This window comes from Ruegeria arenilitoris (assembly GCF_013032855.1).
GTDB classification, from domain to species: Bacteria; Pseudomonadota; Alphaproteobacteria; order Rhodobacterales; family Rhodobacteraceae; genus Ruegeria; species Ruegeria arenilitoris.
The window spans coordinates 74,726-92,101 of record NZ_WQDA01000001.1 but is presented as its reverse complement, the minus strand read 5'-3'; the positions used below and the strand labels follow the sequence as shown (position 1 = coordinate 92,101).

At 63.8% G+C, this 17,376-nt stretch carries 15 protein-coding genes; 5 read left to right on the top strand and 10 right to left on the bottom strand.

Going from position 1 to position 17,376, the window contains the following annotated elements:
* Positions 1-16: 16 nt before the first annotated feature.
* The 3 genes from GOW72_RS00425 to GOW72_RS00415 are packed head-to-tail and all read left to right on the top strand — an operon-like array spanning position 17 to position 2,300.
* On the top strand, positions 17-676 hold the full coding sequence (locus GOW72_RS00425) for a Tim44/TimA family putative adaptor protein (RefSeq protein WP_093963885.1): 660 nt from the start codon (positions 17-19) through the stop codon (positions 674-676).
* Complete coding sequence (gene mltA, locus GOW72_RS00420) at positions 673-1,713, top strand: murein transglycosylase A (protein WP_170364335.1); 1,041 nt, start codon at positions 673-675, stop codon at positions 1,711-1,713. The genes GOW72_RS00425 and mltA overlap by 4 nt, the downstream gene beginning before the upstream one ends.
* Entirely contained in the window at positions 1,713-2,300 is a 588-nt protein-coding gene (locus GOW72_RS00415) for a Smr/MutS family protein (protein ID WP_170361086.1), read from the top strand. The genes mltA and GOW72_RS00415 overlap by 1 nt, the downstream gene beginning before the upstream one ends.
* On the opposite strand, the gene GOW72_RS00410 is transcribed toward GOW72_RS00415, so the two are convergent.
* The 3 genes from GOW72_RS00410 to hslU all read right to left on the bottom strand — a co-directional run bounded on the left by GOW72_RS00410 (position 2,297) and on the right by hslU (position 6,020).
* Complete coding sequence (locus tag GOW72_RS00410) at positions 2,297-3,442, bottom strand: MFS transporter (protein WP_170365951.1); 1,146 nt, start codon at positions 3,440-3,442, stop codon at positions 2,297-2,299. The genes GOW72_RS00415 and GOW72_RS00410 overlap by 4 nt on opposite strands.
* Before the next feature lie 71 nt (positions 3,443-3,513).
* Positions 3,514-4,611 (bottom strand): alpha/beta hydrolase, encoded by a 1,098-nt coding sequence (locus tag GOW72_RS00405; RefSeq protein WP_170342596.1) that lies wholly within the window; start codon positions 4,609-4,611, stop codon positions 3,514-3,516.
* Between the two features lie 101 nt (positions 4,612-4,712).
* A complete protein-coding gene (hslU, locus tag GOW72_RS00400; RefSeq protein ID WP_170364332.1) occupies positions 4,713-6,020 on the bottom strand; it encodes an ATP-dependent protease ATPase subunit HslU in 1,308 nt (435 codons plus the stop codon).
* Positions 6,021-6,220: 200 nt separating this feature from the next.
* Between hslU and GOW72_RS00395 the strand changes: the two genes are divergently transcribed.
* Complete coding sequence (locus GOW72_RS00395) at positions 6,221-7,462, top strand: MFS transporter (protein ID WP_170364330.1); 1,242 nt, start codon at positions 6,221-6,223, stop codon at positions 7,460-7,462.
* A gap of 3 nt (positions 7,463-7,465) precedes the next feature.
* On the opposite strand, the gene hslV is transcribed toward GOW72_RS00395, so the two are convergent.
* Positions 7,466-8,023: an ATP-dependent protease subunit HslV gene (hslV, locus tag GOW72_RS00390; RefSeq protein ID WP_093963878.1), complete on the bottom strand. Its 558-nt coding sequence runs from the start codon at positions 8,021-8,023 to the stop codon at positions 7,466-7,468.
* 195 nt (positions 8,024-8,218) lie between these two features.
* Here hslV and GOW72_RS00385 point away from each other — a divergent pair, with 195 nt between their 5' ends.
* The gene (locus GOW72_RS00385) at positions 8,219-8,413 is read left to right on the top strand and encodes a DUF1127 domain-containing protein (RefSeq protein WP_093963877.1); all 195 of its coding nucleotides are present in this window, start codon (positions 8,219-8,221) and stop codon (positions 8,411-8,413) included.
* Positions 8,414-8,542: 129 nt separating this feature from the next.
* Here the strand turns inward: GOW72_RS00385 and trxA are convergent, their stop codons facing one another.
* From trxA to tsaE, 6 genes are read right to left on the bottom strand one after another with little or no spacing between them, the layout of a single operon-like run.
* Positions 8,543-8,863: a thioredoxin gene (gene trxA / locus GOW72_RS00380; protein WP_093963876.1), complete on the bottom strand. Its 321-nt coding sequence runs from the start codon at positions 8,861-8,863 to the stop codon at positions 8,543-8,545.
* Between the two features lie 60 nt (positions 8,864-8,923).
* Positions 8,924-12,283, bottom strand: coding sequence for a double-strand break repair helicase AddA (gene addA, locus GOW72_RS00375; protein WP_170364328.1), 3,360 nt, complete (start codon positions 12,281-12,283; stop codon positions 8,924-8,926).
* Positions 12,280-15,207 carry a double-strand break repair protein AddB gene (addB, locus tag GOW72_RS00370; RefSeq protein ID WP_170364326.1) on the bottom strand — a complete coding sequence of 976 codons (2,928 nt, stop codon included), beginning with the start codon at positions 15,205-15,207 and terminating at the stop codon, positions 12,280-12,282. The genes addA and addB overlap by 4 nt, the downstream gene beginning before the upstream one ends.
* Complete coding sequence (locus GOW72_RS00365) at positions 15,200-15,886, bottom strand: nucleotidyltransferase family protein (RefSeq protein WP_170364324.1); 687 nt, start codon at positions 15,884-15,886, stop codon at positions 15,200-15,202. Before GOW72_RS00365 ends, addB begins: the two co-directional genes overlap by 8 nt.
* Positions 15,883-16,887 carry an aminoglycoside phosphotransferase family protein gene (locus GOW72_RS00360; RefSeq protein WP_170364322.1) on the bottom strand — a complete coding sequence of 335 codons (1,005 nt, stop codon included), beginning with the start codon at positions 16,885-16,887 and terminating at the stop codon, positions 15,883-15,885. The genes GOW72_RS00365 and GOW72_RS00360 overlap by 4 nt, the downstream gene beginning before the upstream one ends.
* The gene (gene tsaE / locus GOW72_RS00355) at positions 16,884-17,354 is read right to left on the bottom strand and encodes a tRNA (adenosine(37)-N6)-threonylcarbamoyltransferase complex ATPase subunit type 1 TsaE (RefSeq protein WP_170364320.1); all 471 of its coding nucleotides are present in this window, start codon (positions 17,352-17,354) and stop codon (positions 16,884-16,886) included. Before tsaE ends, GOW72_RS00360 begins: the two co-directional genes overlap by 4 nt.
* Between the last annotated feature and the right edge of the window lie 22 nt (positions 17,355-17,376).

Here is a 17,376-nt window from a genome sequence, read left to right as displayed (position 1 = left end):
CTGAAAAGAGGACGAAATGAATTCACCCCTGATCCAGCTTCTGGTGCTGGCTGGCATAGCCATCTTCCTGATCCTGCGTCTCAGAAGCGTGCTGGGCACGCGCGAAGGCTTTGAAAAACCACCGGTGCCGAAGCAACCCGACACCGGGAAGTCGCGTCGTGATTTCGAAGTGATTGACGGCGGTCCGGATCGTGACATTACCGACCATGTCCCCGAAGACAGCGAATTGGCGCAGACGCTGGCTGCGATGAAGCGTGTCGAGCCGAGCTTTTCGGTCAGCGAGTTTCTGCAGGGCGCCCGCGGCGCCTATGAGCTGATCGTCATGGGGTTCGAGCGGGGCAACCTGGATGAAATCCAGCCCTTCCTGTCCGAGGAAGTGTTCGAAACCTTCGTCTCGGTTGTCGCCGATCGCGAGGACAAGGGCCTGACCATCGAGGCCGAATTCATCGGTGTGCGTGAGATGGGTCTGGTGGATGCCCAATTCGACAAGGATTCCAACCGCGCCGAGATCACTGTGCGGTTCGTCGGCGAGCTGACGTCGGTCGTGCGTGACCGGGGCGGTGACATCATCGAAGGCAGCCCCAACACGATCAAGCGCCAAAAGGACAGCTGGACTTTCGCCCGCGTCATGGGCGCGGATGATCCGAACTGGCTGCTTGTCGCCACGGACGCATGATCGGAACGCTCCGGTCGCTGATGCTGGTGGCGGTTCTAACCGCCGCCGATGCCGCCGGAGCCGAGGCGACGCGATCCATCCTGTCATTTGCTGACCTTGACGGCTGGGCCGAGGATGACCACGGCGCGGCCTTGTCCGTTTTTCTGGACACGTGCGGGGATCTGGACGATCCGGACTGGCGTTCGTTGTGTGCAGCCGCAGGGACATACGAGCCCGATGCCGCGCGCGCCTTTTTTGAATTGTTCTTCCGGCCCATCCTGATCGAGGACGAAAAGGCCCCGCTGTTCACCGGATATTTTGAACCGGAATTGAACGGTTCGCGGACGCGGACTGAAACCTACAGATTCCCGGTCTACAAGATGCCGCCCGAGGCGCGGGAGGCCGGGCAATGGCTCAGTCGGCGCGAGTTGCTGACCAGTGACGTGATGAAGGGCCGCGGCTTGGAAATCGCCTGGGTCGATGACCCGGTCGAGTTGTTTTTTCTGCAGATTCAAGGCTCGGGGCGCATCCGTTTGCCGGATGGCAGTTCGGTGCGTGTCGGATATGGCGGGGCCAACGGCCACCCCTATCGGTCGGTTGGGGTTGAGCTGGTCCGGCGCGGTATTCTGGGTGCGCATGATGTGAGCGCCCGGATGATCCAGTCCTGGGTGCGCAAGAACCCCGAGATTGGGGCCGAGCTGTTGATGCACAACCCGTCCTACGTCTTTTTCCGCGAGGTTTCGCGGGTAGCTGCAGACCGCGGGCCTTTGGGCGCAATGAACCGGTCGATCACCGCAATGCGCAGCATCGCCGTGGACCCGGCCTATACCCCGTTGGGTGCGCCGGTCTGGGTTGAAAAAGACGGCAAGACTCCGCTGCGGCGCTTGATGATCGCACAGGACACCGGCTCGGCAATCAAGGGCGCACAACGGGCCGACATCTTTTTCGGAACCGGGGACGCCGCGGGACAGGCAGCGGGCCAGCTCAAGGATCCCGGCCGCATGATCGTTCTGCTGCCGATCCAACGCGCCTATGCCATGCTGCCGGATGAGTTCTGATGACCCGCCGCAAGCTGACTGAAGACGAGATTGAATTGTGGCACAAGGTGACCCGGCAGACCGAGCGGCTGCACCCGGAGATTCCCCAATCCGTTCACCCATCGACATTGCCGAAGCCCAAGCCGCGAAAAACCCCCAAAGCGCGGATAGACACCTTTGAACTGGGTCAGAATGCACCGACAAATGGGCGCGGCCACAGCTTGAAGCCCGCAATCGGCGATAGCCTGCGCGCCGCACCCGTACAGATGGACAGCAAGGCCTTTGCGCGGATGAAACGCGGCAAGCTGAAACCCGAAGGCAAGCTGGATCTGCACGGAATGCGGGTCGACACGGCCCATCCTGCTTTGATCCGGTTCATCCTGTCGGCGCAGGCATCGGGAAAACGACTGGTTCTGGTGGTCACCGGCAAAGGCAAGGACAGGGACGAACCCGGCCCGATCCCGACGCCCCGCGGCGTGCTGCGCAACCAGGTGCCTCAGTGGTTGAACTTGCCGCCCCTGGCCCAAGCGGTTCTTCAGGTCAGTCCGGCCCATATCAGCCATGGCGGTGATGGGGCTTACTACGTGTATCTGAGGCGGATCCGCTAAAGCAGTCGCCGGGCCCTGTGAATACCGATCCAGACTATGCCGCACGTTGCCACGAAGAACCAGGCGATCCACAGGAACTGCGTGCTGAGCGGCACGCCCAGATCGATCAGCCCGCCAGTCAGGCCGGGCCCGACAGCAGACCCCAGCACCATGACGGCGGCAGCCATCGCCTTGATCGCGCCGATGTGACGGGTGCCGTAGAACTCGGCCCAGAACGCGGCGGGGAGCGTGCTGTTGGCGCCGACCGAAATGGCAAGACAGGACAAACCGATTACGGCGCCGGGTATTGTCTGGACGAACGCAAACAGGGCAAACCCGGCGGCCATCGGAAGTTGATAGAACGGCATCATCCGCGCCGTGCCCCATCTGTCCAGCGCCCAGCCCGAGGCGAACATCGCCAAGATCGACACCCCGGTATAGATCGGAAACAACGCAACCAGTTGGATATGGGCCCAGCCCTTGGTCTGCGCCAGATGGACCTGGTGAAAGAAGAACGCAGTGATAAATGCCGAAGGACCCATGAGCGCCGGCATCATGAACCAGAAAAGCGGGTTCAATAGCGTTTCGCGCCGTGTCCAGTGCCGCCCAAGCATCCCGGTCGCGCTGGTTTCCCGAGCCAGGCTTTGCGGCGTCCGTTCCTGACGCAGCATCCGCATCAACGCGGGTATTCCCAACAACGCGATGGCGGCGGACAGCGCCCAAAGAAAATGCCAGTCGACAAAGGCCATGGCGGCGACGAACAGCACGGGCAGAAGGGCCTCACCGACGGCAAATCCCAGCGTTGCGATGGAGAGTGCCCTGCCCCGCGTGGCCGTGAACCACCGGGCCATCGCAACCATGGCAATATGGCTGCACATGCCCTGGCCGAACAGACGCAGCAGAAAGATGACCACGGGCAACAGGATCACCCAATGATTGACCGCCATCGCCAGCGCGGCACACGCAAGCCCAAGCAGGACAGCCGGGCCCAGCACGCGGACACGATAAATATCGGTCAGCCCTCCGGCCCAGATCATGACGATCGCGGAAACAGTCGTGCCCAAGGAATAAAGACCGCCCCATGCGCCGTGGCTGAGGCCGAACTCGGCCCGGATCTGCCCGGCGAAGATCGAAATGAAAAAGGTCTGCCCGAAACTGGACATGAAGGTCAGCAAGACCCCTGCACCCAACCACGGAGCATTGTCCGCAAGGAAAAGGCGGACCGCTCGCCCTATCACGGGGTGCTGACCCGCACCTGCCCGGTTTCGGTCAGAACAACCTCGGTCGCGCCGGCATCGTTTCGCACGGCCGGCGGCACCAGAAGATCAATGCCGCCCTGATCCCGGCCAAAGGTCCTGCTAACCCGGCCCGCCGCGTTGAGAATCGACAGAAGTGCCGGAGATGTGGCGGCCACGAAATGCGAGGACTCCGCATCCTTGTTGAAGGCCGTGGTGTCGATGATGCTGACCGGGTACTGCGCCAGCTTCTCGGTCGAGCTGATGTTGCCCAGCCGCTCGCCTTTGGCAGTTCCGCGCAGGCGTCCGGACACGTTCAAGATCTTGTCTTTGCGCGAGACCATGATCACGAATGGCTCGGGCGGAGATTTGATCACCGCCATCTGCGACCGGAACACGTCAACGTCGAGATCGGGCGAGATCAGCAATACACCTTCCAGATTGCGCCGCGACCAGCCTGGCTCGCGCAGCTCAGCCTGGCGCATCATCTCCATGGTCAGCGCGCCTCCCATCGAGTGCGCAACGATCAGCACGCGCGGGACGCCCAGGGATTTCAGCGTAGATATGGTTTGTTGCAGCCCGTCGCGGGCAAACAGCATACTGTCCAGATCATAGGCATAGCCCGACCCGGCCCCTCGGCTGGGCCAGGAATAGACCAACGTCTTGCCGGGCAGGCCGATGTCGTGAGCCAACTGAGCCGCGCGAAAAACGGTTTCGGTCTGGGTGGCGTTGTAGCCATGAACAAATATCGTGACTTCCTTGGCGCCGTTCAGCCGTGCTTTCAGATCCTGCTCGGACGGAAATTCGCGCACACCGGCCAAAACGAACTGCCGGCTCGGGTTAGGGTCCGAATAGGAAAACTCAAGCGTCCCGGGGCGGTGGTTCGGCGGGATCGAGACGGTGGTTTCGAGGAATTGCAGGCGGTCAGCGCGACGATACCCGTATGAGCCATCGGCCTCGCGTGCGCGGGTGGTGGCCGCGAACACGGTCTGCGCCGTTCCGACGTCCAACGCTTCGGGCAAGGTGACCGAGATGGATCGGTCAACGCAGCCTCCCAAAACGGAAACGGTGACGAAAATGATCAGATAGCGCAGCACGGAACGATCCCAGACCAACAGTTACGTGCTACGCTTAGCGTAACCTGCCGACGCGTCCAGATAATTGCGCAGGACCAACCGGCAAAAACCGGCTGATCATGTTACAGAACGTAACGGCTCAGGTCCGTGGATTTGGTCAGCTCACCAAGGTTTTCATCCACAAAGGCCGCGTTGACCACGATTTCCGCGCCGGCACGGTCCGGCGCGACAAAGGACAGATCTTCGAAAACGCGCTCCATCACGGTGTACAGGCGCCGGGCGCCGATATTCTCGACGCTCTGGTTCACTTCGGCGGCGATCCGGGCTAGCGCGGCGATCCCGTCCTCGGTAAAGCTGACGGTAACGTTTTCGGTGCCCATCAAAGCCGTATACTGGCGGGTCAGCGCGTTGTCCGTCTCGGTCAGGATGCGCACGAAATCCTCTTCGGTCAGCGCACGCAGCTCGACCCGGATCGGCAGACGCCCCTGCAGTTCCGGCAACAGGTCCGAAGGCTTGGCGATATGGAACGCGCCGCTGGCGATGAACAGAATGTGGTCGGTCTTGACCGGGCCGTGTTTGGTGGACACCGTCGTACCTTCGATCAGCGGCAGCAGGTCGCGCTGCACGCCTTCGCGGCTGACATCGCCGCCGCGGGTTTCTGCCCGGGCGCAGACCTTGTCGATCTCGTCCAGGAAAACGATGCCGTTCTGCTCGACTGACTCGAGCGCAACGCGATTGACGGTTTCGTCATCCAGCAACTTGTCGGCCTCTTCCCCGATCAGGATGTCATAGCTTTCGGCCACGGTCATGCGGCGCTTGACGGTGCGCCCGCCGAAAGCTTTGCCGAAAATGTCGCCCAGGTTCATCATGCCCATCTGACCGCCGGGCTGGCCAGGAATGTCGAACATCGGCATCGGGTTGGACGTATCGGCCATTTCAAGTTCGATCACCGTGTCGTCCAGCTCGCCGGATTTCAGCTTCTTGCGGAACATCTCGCGGGTGCTCTCGCGGGCGTCCGAGCCGGCGATGGCCTCGATCACGCGGTCCTCGGCAGCCTGATGCGCCTTGGCCTTGACCTCTTCGCGCATGTATTCACGGGTCTGGATGATCGCGGCATCGGCCAGATCGCGGATGATCTGCTCGACATCGCGGCCAACATAACCGACTTCGGTGAATTTGGTCGCTTCGACCTTGATGAAAGGCGCGCGAGCAAGCTTGGCCAGGCGGCGGCTGATCTCGGTTTTGCCCACGCCGGTGGGCCCGATCATCAGGATATTCTTGGGATAGACCTCGTCGCGGATGTCATCCGGCAACTGCTTGCGCCGCCAGCGGTTGCGCAGGGCCACGGCGACAGCGCGCTTGGCATCCTTCTGCCCGATGATGAAACGATCCAGTTCCGAGACGATCTCGCGCGGGGTCAGGTCGGTCACAGGGCAGTCCTTTCGATGGTCGGCAGTCAGCTGCGGCTTAGGTAAGCACGGGGTCGGCAAAAACAACCGAGACCGCACATTTGGCCGCGTTGGTTAACAATGACCCGGCGCCAATGCAATTCTTTCCTGACCTCCATGTTGGGAGATTTCGGTGTGCTCTGATAGGGTTGGCGGAATGTGCGCGGGACCCGGAGAGTGAAATGACCAAGATAGCCAAGATAACCCTGCTGTTCGTGGTATTCGTGGACCTGATCGGCCAAGGGCTGGTTTTTCCGATCATCAACTCGCTGATCATGGAGACGAAATCGGGCTTTCTGCCGGAAAGCACGCCAATGGGCAGCCGTCACTTCTACTACGGTCTGGTGATCGGGTGTTTCTTCCTGTCGTGGTTTCTGGGCGTCGTCTATGTCTCGAAGGTCTCGGACTCCATCGGGCGCAAGAATGCACTTCTGGTCTGCCTGGGCGGAGCGCTGGCCGGTTATGCGATCACCATTGCGGCGCTGTATCTCAACAGCCTGATCCTGTTGATCGTGGGCCGGTCGATCACCGGGTTCACGGCAGGAAACCAACCCATTGCGCAGGCGGCCATGATCGACGGCAGCACGGATGCAGCCGATCGTGACCGGAACATGGGTTATATCGTGACAGGGGTCAGCTTTGGCCTGGTCGGCGGCCCGATCATCGGAGCGGTCCTGTCGGATGCGGCGCTTTTGGGCAGCGTTGCCACGCTCAAGACCCCATTCTACGGCGCGTTTGTCCTGGTGCTTATCGCGATCCTGCTGGTGCTGTTCTTTTTCAAGGATACCCGAACCGAACGCGAACCCTTCGTCTTTCGCCCCCGCGATGTGACCGACAGCCTGGTCGCCGTACGTGGCCACCCCATGGTTCTGAAGATCCTGCCCGTCTACGCGTTCTTCATGATCGCGAACGTCACCTTCTACGTGTTTGTGGACAATTTCCTGACCAGCGCTTTTGGTTACGGCGTGATCGGCGGCAGCATGGCCATGGTCGTCATTGGTGTGGCGCTGGCCTTCTCCAGTACGTTTCTCGTGAAACCCGCGCAGGAACGGTTCAGCAAGCACAACATCATATATGTTTCGCTGATCGTCATGGTTATCTGCGGCTTTGCCTTTGCCTTCAGCCCCAGCGGCGTGCTCAGCTACGTGCCGGTGTTCCTGTTCTATTTCCTGTTCGGCGTGGCCTACCCGACCCTTCTGGGCCTGTTCTCCTCGTCGGTCAGCGAGGCGGATCAGGGCTGGGTCATGGGCGTAACCACGGCCGTGTTCTGCCTGGCCGGTGGAATCATGTCGCTGATCGGCGGCGGGTTGATGAGCATCGATATCCGCCTGCCCTATTACATCGTGATCGCCTCGGCCATTCTGGGGCTGATCGGGATGCACCGCCGGTGGAAGGGCAAGGAGATTTCGGTCCTGCTGGCCTGACCCCTAGCCCGAAATGCTCTCAACCGTCAGGTTGCCGTTGGTGTAGACACAGATATCCGCGGCAATTGCCATGGCCTCGCGGGCAACCTCCTCGGCCGACTTGTCGCTGTCCATCATCGCGCGCGCGGCTGCCAGGGCAAAGTTGCCACCCGACCCGATCGCCGCCACGTCATGTTCCGGTTCGAGCACGTCCCCGGCCCCGGTGATCACGAACAGGTCACGGCCGTCGGTGACGATCAGCATCGCCTCAAGCTTCTGCAGGTACTTGTCGGTGCGCCAGTCCTTGGCCAGTTCGACCGAGGCGCGAGCCAGTTGGCCGGGCGTGGCCTCCAGCTTGGCTTCCAGCCGTTCCAGCAGTGTGAAGGCATCGGCGGTCGATCCGGCGAACCCGGCGACGATCTCGAACCCGCCGGGCGACAGGCGCCGCACCTTGCGGGCGGTGCCCTTGATCACGGTCTGGCCCAGGCTGACCTGCCCGTCACCCGCGATGACGATCTGGCCGCCTTTCTTGACGCCGATGATCGTGGTGCCGTGCCAACCGGGAAAGTCGTTCTCCGCCATTCAAGCCTCCGTATCCGTTGATGCCCTATATGGGCCGGAGGCGCGATCCGCGCAACCCGTTCTCAAACTGCCCAAAAGATATGCAATCCGTGCATCACGGGGTTGTCGGACCAGCAATTGTGAGTCGCCTGTCGCAAGACTAGATGAGGCTTACAACCGACACAGGGTCGGCTGTTTCACAAAAGGAATGCGCAAATGGCAACCACCGCAAATATCCATGCGCCGCTCGGAGCAGCTACCATCCTGCGAGTAGTGGACGGCATCTCGCACGCTTTCGAAGCTGTCGCCGAATGGAACACCGCCCGCAAGACCCGCAAGCTGCTGTCGCAACTGAGCGATGCCCAGCTGGAAGATATCGGTCTGGTCCGCGAAGATATCGCCAAAATCTGAATTCAGACCGAATTCGACTAAAGACGAATGGCCGCTTGGATTTCCGGGCGGCTTTTTCTTTTTGCGCAGGCCGTGAACAAAAAAGGCGCCCGGTGAGGAGCGCCTTCTTTTGTTGAGTTCCGTTCGGTATCAGATGGATTCGTCGATCCAGCTTTGCAGGGCGGCCTTCGGGGCAGCGCCTGCGCGGTTCGAAACCACCTGACCGTCCTTGAAGATGAACAGCGCGGGAATACCGCGTACGCCCATGGCTGCGGCCGAGTTGGGGTTGCTGTCCACGTCGACCTTGGCGATCTTGACCTTGCCGCCATATTCGGCCGCCAGCTCTTCCAGAGCGGGGCCGATCTGCTTGCAGGGTCCGCACCACTCGGCCCAGAAATCCACCACGACGGGGACGTCCGAGTTCTTGACTTCGGCGTCAAAGGTTTCGTCGGTTACGGCTACGGTCGACATATTCTGTCTCCTGAATGACATGCGGTTGGGAGTCGAACGTAGGTGCGCCAATTGGGGAGGTCAAGATATCTGGGCCCGCACCAGCGCATCTGTCACAAGATCGTGTGGCAGCCACATCAGGCGCGCCGTCCGCGTCCACAAAATCGCGGTGCGGATCTCGCGGCCGGGATAGATCAGCGACAGCGCGGCGGCATAGGCGCCCATCTGGCGCAGCAGGCCCTCGGGGCAGGTTTCGGCCCGATCGGGAACCGTGGCGTTTGATTTGAAATCAATGACTTGCACCACGTCATCCGTCACGATCAACCGGTCGATCACCCCGTGGATCCGGCGACCGTCCAGAGTGGCCGAGACCGGCACCTCGGCCAGCGCGTCAGGGGCAAAGACGGGGGTCAGGTCCGGTGCGGTCAGCACGCCCGCCGCTTCTGCCAGAAGGTCGCGGCGGTCACCGTCCTGCATATCGGGCAGAAGCCGGGCGCAGAGCTGATCCCACCGGTCGCGCGGCGCCGGGGCCAGATGCTCGAGCAGCAGGTGCAGGCGGGTGCCGCGCAGCTTGGCGGCCTCTTCCTCAAGCCCGGTTTCGCCCGCCAGGGCCTTGGCCCCGCCCAGATCGGAGGGGCTGAGCGTCTCGGGATCGGGCATCGGCTCGGGCGCGGGCCGGTGGAACAGGTCCGGCAGGGTATCCTGCACCGGCTCCGGGGTCGGGCGATGGTCCAGCGGCAGACCCTCCCAATCGCCATGCGCCAGACGGCGGATGCCGGTGCCGGGGGTCTCGGTGGCGCCTGCCCGGCCCATCGCCTCTTCGACCAGCTGGTACCAGCTGGACCCGTCCCGGCCCAGATCGCCGGCCGCCGCCACGATCAGCCATTTCTCGGCCCGGGTCAGCGCGACGTACAGCAAACGCAGCCGCTCGTTCTCCTCGCGTTGGCGCGCGTCTTCGCGGGCACGGGTGACAAGGCTGGGCGACAGGTCGGTGGGCACCTTCCACAGCGGCGTTCCGTCGGCGACCATGATCTCGGCATCGCGGGGCGGCTGCCGCTTGCCGGTGTCCGGCAGGATCACGATCGGCGCCTCCAGCCCTTTTGAGCCATGCACCGTCATCACCCGGATCATGTTGCCCACGCCGGTCATCTGGCGCTTGATCTCAAGGTCGTCGGTCTGCATCCAGACCAGGAAACCGGTCAGGCTGGGAATGTCCGACCGCTCATAGGCCAGCGCCTGTGACAGCAACGCGTTGATGCCGTCCTCGGCCTCGGCGCCCAGGCGGCCCAACAATTTGCGACGGCCGTCATGGCGGGTCAGCACCCGTTCGATCAGGTCGTAGGGGCGCAGAAAGTCCACCTGCCCGCGCAGATCGTTCAACACGGCCAGCGTTTCGGGAAAATCCCCGGCTCGTTGGCGCAGCGCCGCCCACAGGTACTTTTCCTGCCGGCGATGAGCGAGGTCGAACAGCATCTGCTCGGACCAACCGAACAGCGGCGATTTCAGCACCGTGGCCAGCGACAGGTCATCCTCGGGCGTGGCGAGAAAGCTCAGCAGCGCGGCCAGATCCTTGACCGCCAGTTCCGCGCCCACCTTCAGCCTGTCGGCCCCTGCGATCGGCAAACCTTGGGCCTTGCAGGCGCGGATGATCTCGGCGAACAGGTCCGAGCGGCGCTGCACCAGGATCAGGAAATCCCCCGGCCGCACCTTGCGGCGCACGAACGTGCCGCGCGTGGGGCCGTCTTCGGGGATGGTTTCGCCGGCGTCGATCATGGCCTTGATGCGCGCGGCGATCTGGTTGGCCAGGATCACCGTGTGATGTTGCGCCGCGGGCCGATCGACCGGATCGGTCCAGTCGCCCTCGTCCGCGTCCTCGACCTTTTCCACCACAGGCCACAGATCGACCCGGCCCGGCAGATCGGCCTTGAAGGCGCGGTGCTGAGATTCTTTCTGAAACCCCGCCTCGGCGCGGTTTTCGAACAGGATATCGACCAGCGACAGGATGGCGCTGGAGGAGCGGAACGAATATTCCAGCGTCCAATCCCACAGTTTAGAGCCTGATTCCTGCAGTTTCCGCCCGAATTCGGCCTGCATCCGGTCAAAGGCCTGCGGGTCGGCCCCCTGGAAGGAATAGATCGACTGTTTCTTGTCGCCGACCACGAAGATCGTCCGCTCGACCCCGGACCGGGCGCCCTCGCCGCTGGTGAATTCCTGCGCCAGTTTCTCGACCACATCCCATTGATCGGGGCTGGTGTCCTGCGCCTCGTCCACCAGGATGTGGTCGATGCCGCCATCCAGCCGGTACAGAACCCAAGCGGCCACCGCCGGATCGTTCAGCAGCAGGCGCGCGCGCAGGATCAGGTCGTCGAAATCCAGCCAGCCGTGCAATTGCTTGCGGCGCTCATATTCCGGCAGGAATGCCGCCGCGAAGCGGTGCAGAACCATGGACTTGCGCGCAGCTGCCAGCGCCAGTCGTCCTTCCCGCGCGGCCTCGACCCGCCGCATCAGCGCCTCGAGCGGATCCATCTGCCCCGCCAGAACCCCCTCGCGCAGCGCCTTGGTGGGAAAGTTGCCGATCTTGGCGGTAAAGGGCTCTTTGGCGGATTTTCCGGTCAGAAACACGTCTTCCAGCACCGGCAACTGACCCAAGGCGGGTTCGGTGAAGCCCGACAGTTTCTCGGCCGCCTTGGCGTCGGTCTTGCCGCCGCCCGCCAGCGCCGGAAGGATCGACCGGATCAGCTCGACCTCGCCGCCCAGAAACACCTGCGCCAGCAGCGCGTCCTCGTCGAAACCCTCGGGCAGGCCAAAACGGGCCAGCACTTCGGGCCATTGCAGCGCGGGCGTGAACAGGGTGCGCTTCTGGGCGATTGCGGCGGTCAGCTTGTCAAAGCCGGTATCGGTGATGTGGCGGGCCACGTCTTCGATCAGGCGGGCCTGCGGGCCTTCGGCGAAATCCTCGACGATTTCCTCGCGCAGCAGGGCCGCGGCACGGTCTTCCATCTCGGAAAACTGCGGGCTGACCCCGGCCTCGAGCGGGAACCGCCGCAGCAGCGAGGCGCAGAACGAGTGGATCGTCTGGATCTTCAGCCCGCCCGGCGTTTCGATGGCGCGCGCGAACAGGGTGCGGGCACGGGCCAAGCGGTCGGGGTCGATCACCCCCTCGACGCCCAGTTCGGTCAGTTGCCGCAGCAACGCCGCGTCGTCCAGCATCGCCCACTCGCCCAGCCGCTTGAACAGGCGGTTCTGCATCTCGCTGGCGGCGGCCTTGGTGTAGGTCAGGCACAGGATGTGCTGCGGCTGAACACCGTCCAGCAGCAGCCGCGCCACGCGGTCGGTTAGAACCCGCGTCTTGCCCGAGCCCGCATTGGCCGCCAGCCAGGTCGACGCATCGGGCCGCGCCGCCTGAACCTGCCGTTCGGTCGCTTCGTCGCGCGGGGTCATGTCAGATCCTCGGGCTTGGTTTCGGCGGTGCGGTCCCATTCGCCGAACCGCGCCAGGTGGTCATAGTCGCCCACGTCGCTGTCCTTGTGCATCATCCGGCGCGACGAAAACCCCTGATCAGGCTCTAAATAAGTGGAAATCAGCTCCTTCAGCTCGGCCAGAACCCTGTCGGGCGGCTCTTTGTCCAAGGGTGCCGGGACCTCTTTGTAGGTGCCGCCCATACCGATGAACACGGCGTTGGCCACGGCCATCGGGTCAAATCCTTCGATCCCGCCCTGCTCGGCCATCGCGGCCTCTATCAGCAATTGCTTGTCGAACTTGGCCTGCTGCGACTCCGAGGGTGGCGTGCCGGTCTTGTAGTCGATGATGGTCAGCGCGCCGCGGCTGTTGCGGTCGATCCGGTCGGCGCGGCCATTCAGGGTGAACCCAAGCGGTTCCAGCGTCAGGCGCATCTTGGCCTCGAAGGCGATCGGACCGCCGTCGCTGCGGCGGCTGATCTCGGCGCGCAGAAAGTCGTCGGCGGCCCGCTCGAGCCGCGCCAGCCACAGTTTCCGGGCGGTGGGCCAGGCGACATGCTGATCCAGCAGCGCCTCGGCCCGTTTCAGGAAGTTGTCGCGGGTCAGCAGCGCACTGTCCAGCACGCTGTCTTTGACGAAATGTTCCAGGATTTCGTGGATCACGATGCCGCGCAGCAGGGCGTCGGGCGCCTGCACCAGCGGGTCCAGCGGTTTCAGGCGCAGGACGTGCTTGGCATAGATCGCATAAGGGTCGCGGATCAGCCGCTTGATCTCGGTCACCGAAAGGCGGCGCGGGCGCGCGACCACCGGCGGTCGCGGTGAAGGACGCGGTGCGGCGGCGATCCGGGGCGCCTGTTCCAGCATCTCGGACCAGCGCAGCCATGTCTTGCCCCGGTCGCGCATCTGTTCCAGCGCCGCGCGGCCGCCCTGATCCGGCAGGCCCTGCAACAAGTTTGTCAACCGGTTCAGCCAGCGTGACGGCACGGTTTCGGCATCATCCGAGCGGACCGCGCGGGTCAGCCAGACCTCGGTCGCGCCGATGGCCTGCTGGAAATCATGCGCCGACAGGCCGATTCGCCGTTCCGGCAGCAACAGGCCGGCACGGTCGCGCATCTGGCGGTTCAGCCAGGGGTCTGGCGCGGGAGCCTCGGGCCAGCTGCCTTCGTTCAACCCGCCCAGGATCAGCAGGTCGGCACCCTGAACGCGCGCTTCGAGCGTGCCCCAGATCATGATCCGCGGGTGGGGGGCGTCGCGGTCGCGGACCTCTTGCCCGGCCAGCAGCGCGCCCAGCAGATCGGCGAAATCCAGCGCCGTCATCTCGCCGCCGTGCTCGGCCTCGTCTGCAAGTCCCGAGATTACCGCCAGCGCCGATTGACCTGCGTTCTTGTCCCACAACTCGCCCGCGCCGTCGGTTCCGGCGCTAGCAATCGCCTCGGCCAGATCGCGCAGGCGCTGCACCCAGTCGGTCAGGGGCAGGGTGCCGCTTTTCTGCTGGTTGCAGAAATTGCGGATCAGCCACAGAGCCCACGCATCCGGCACGTCTTTTTCGACGGCAAAACCTGTCAGGCTGGCGCTGTCGGGGAAGGGCGGGCCGTTGCGGCGCAGGTGCAGTTCCAGATCGCGGCTGTGCAACAGATGCGCGCCGCGGTCGCCGGCGCTGTGACACAAAGGGTGTTTCAGCAGGGTCAGCAGTGCCTCGGCATCCAGACGGCGCGCGAACAGCCCGGCCACATGGCGCAGGAACCGGCCCGGTGGCGACAGTTGCAGCGGCAGGCCGGCGCTGTCATCGGGCAGGATGTTCCAGCGGTCCAGCGCGGCGCTGACCTGGCGGGTCAGCATCCGGTCGGGGGTGATCAGGGCGGCGGTCTGGCCGGTCTCGGCCGCCTGCCGCAGGCGCAGGGCGATGGCCAGCGCCTCGGCCCGCGGCGATTGCGCCTCGACCAAGGTGATGTTGCGAGTCGCGGCATCCAGATCGCGCAGCTGCGGGCCTTCGCTCATCCAGGCATCGGTGATCGGGGCAGGGCGCAATGCCAATGAAACCAGACGGTTGCGCGCGGGCGAGGGGGGCTGGTCCGGGGTCCAGGCTGCAATCTGGGCCGGCCCGATCCCCAGTTCGGTCATCAGCTTGCGGAACCGGTATTGCGGGTGATCCTCCGAGGTCATTGCCGAATCCAGCCGCTCCCAGACATGGGCGGGCTGGTCGAAATCGTACCCCGGCAGGATCAGCGCCCCCTGCGGTAGCCGCGCCACCGCCTGCATCAGCATCAGCGTGGTCCCGCGCGAGCCGGTGGACCCGGCCAGGATCACCGGGTGTTGCGGCGGCGCGTCCTGCCAACGGGCGATCAGGTTCTCGACCACGCGGCGCTGGCGGGCCTGCACGTCCAGGCTGCCATCCTCGGTCTTGAGGAACTGGTCGGCGATGCCGATGAAGGCCTGCGCCCGTGCCCAATGGCCCGACAGGTCGGTCACGTCCAGCTGCCGGATTGCCTCGGGCGGGACGCATTCGCCCTGCATCTCTTCGATCAGGGCGGCGAGGCTGTCGGACAGGTCGAACAGCGAGGACCGTGCGGCCAGGTCCGGTTGCTGGTCCATAAGTCGCGCCACCAGTTGCGTCAGTTCCAGCCGGCGACGCAAGGGCGGCACGGCGGGCGGTACCTGATCCAGATCGACGCTTTCGCCCAGATCGGTCACCAGCGAAATGCGGGGCAACAGGCAGGGCGGACCCTGATCGAACAGCTCGCGCACGCGGCGGGCCATGCGGCGGGTGTTCAGCACCAGTTGCACGCGGGCCAGTGCCTCGGGCGGGTGGCCGTCGTAGCGCGCCCGCAGCCCACGCACCAGTGCCTGCGGAAAATCCGCACCGGGCGGCACCGCAAAGACCCGGGGGGTGGCGCCGGGGTCAAACATCGGCCAGCATCTCCTCGGCCAGGGCGATGCCTTCGGGGCGGCCCACATCGCACCAGCGCCCGTGGTATTGCAGCCCGAACAGCCGGCCATCGCGGTGCATCCGGTCCCACAAGACATTGAGCGAGAAAGCCTTTTCAGGAATGTCCGCCAGGCCGTCGGTCTTCAGGATCTGAATGCCGCCATAGACGTGACCCGGCCCGCGTTCAAGCCGGCCTTGGGGGTCGATCCTGAAATCTCCAGGGCCCGCATGTCCGATCGTCTGTGCGATCGGCACGCAGATCAACAGCGCGTCCATTCGCGCCGGATCCCAGGCATCCAACAGCAATTCCAAAGGGTTGGGCCCGGACCAGATCGCGTCGGTATTCATCGTGAAAACCGGCCCCGGACCCAGCAGCGGCAAGGCCGCCCGCAATCCGCCGCCGGTTTCCAGGATGTCCGGCTGTTCATGCGACAGCAGGACGCCGCGCGGCGCCAAGTGATCGGCCAACTGGTCGGCCAGGTAATGCAGGTTCGCGACCACCCGGCGCGGCCGCACCGAATCCGTCAACTCCAGAGCATGGTCGATCAAGGGCCGTCCGGCCACTGGGATAAGCGGCTTGGGTCGGGTGCGGGTCAACGCGCCCATGCGGGTGCCGAAACCGGCGGCAAACAGCATGATGGCCTCGGGTGTATCGGTCATCCGGCCCTCAGCCTTGCAAGGTTTTCGGGCGTTGGGGATGGCAGCGCCTGCCGAACCAGATCCGCGACCGAGACCAGCGCCGGATGCTCGAGATCGCGCATCAGATGGGCCCAGGCCGCCGGGATAAGATCCACGTAATGCGGTTTGCCATAGTCGGTGGCAAGGCGGGCAAATCCACCCAGTATCCGCAGGTTGCGTTGGGCGCCGAGGACACTGTACGCCGTGCGGAAATCGTGGTCATCCACACCTGTTGCCGTGATGTAGCGGTTGACCATGCTCATTTCGATTGCGGCCGGGACAGTACGGCGGACATCCTGCAGCAACGACATCAGATCATAGGCGGGATGGCACAGCATTGCGCTTTGAAAATCCAGCAGACCGACCCGGCGGACCCCGTCGCGCTCAGGCAGCCAGATCAGGTTCTCGGCATGGTAGTCCCTTAGGGTCACCACCCGCGTGCCCGAGGTTTCCTGCAGCAATATGTCGGCGAACCGATGCTGAAAACGATCATGGGCGTCTTGGTCATAGGCGCCTTGTATCCCTTGGGCATATTTGGTGAAGGCAAGAGCCGACAATTCCGCCATGAGGGACGGGTCATAGCTGTCCAATGAGGGCAGGGGCCCAGAGTGCAGATGGATCAGCACGTCGGTTGCGGCCTCGTACAATTCACGCTCGACCTCCGGCTGCTTCTCGATCAGGCGGGCAAACAGGTCGTCGCCGAAATCCTCCAGCAGGAGGAACCCGTTCTCGGCGTCCTCGGCAAGAATCTCGGGCGCGCTCAGACCGACGGACTGCAGGAATTTTGCCACCCTGACAAACGGTTCCACGTCTTCCTCCTTGTCCGAGGGCGCGTCCATCAAAACGGCGGTCCGCCCGGTATCCGGGTCGGTCAGGCGTTCATACCGGCGGTTCGAGGCGTCTCCAGCCAGCGGCGCGCGAGAGGCTTTGGCCCAAGGGGTCCGTGCGACCAGCGCCTCGGCCAGAACTGCGCGGTTGGTCATGCGATCCTCTTCAGTTTTTCGGTCCACTTGGGGTCGGACCACGTCAGGGTCAGGTGTCGGGTTTCTTCGGCAGCGGGGTCGGCATGAAACTGCACCAACAGGGCCGAGGCCGGTTGTAGCGGACCCAGCTTGTCAGGCCATTCCACAAGGCAGATCGCCGTATCAAAGGCCCCGGTCAGGCCCAATTCCTCGATCTCATCCACCGAGGTAAGCCGGTACAGATCGGAGTGCCAGATTTCGCCGGCTTCAACATCGTAAACCTGAACCAGCGTGAATGTGGGCGATGGCACATCTTCGGGCACAGGCAGTGCCGATTGGATCAGATTGCGTGCAAAATGGGTTTTGCCACTGCCGATTGGGCCGTCCAGCAAAATAACGTCGCCGGGCGCCAAATGGGCGGACAGGCGGCTGGCCAGATCGGCGGTTTCTTCCGGTGATGTCAGAGTGATCGAAGCGGGCGAATTCATGGCGCCACAATGAACGGGGGCC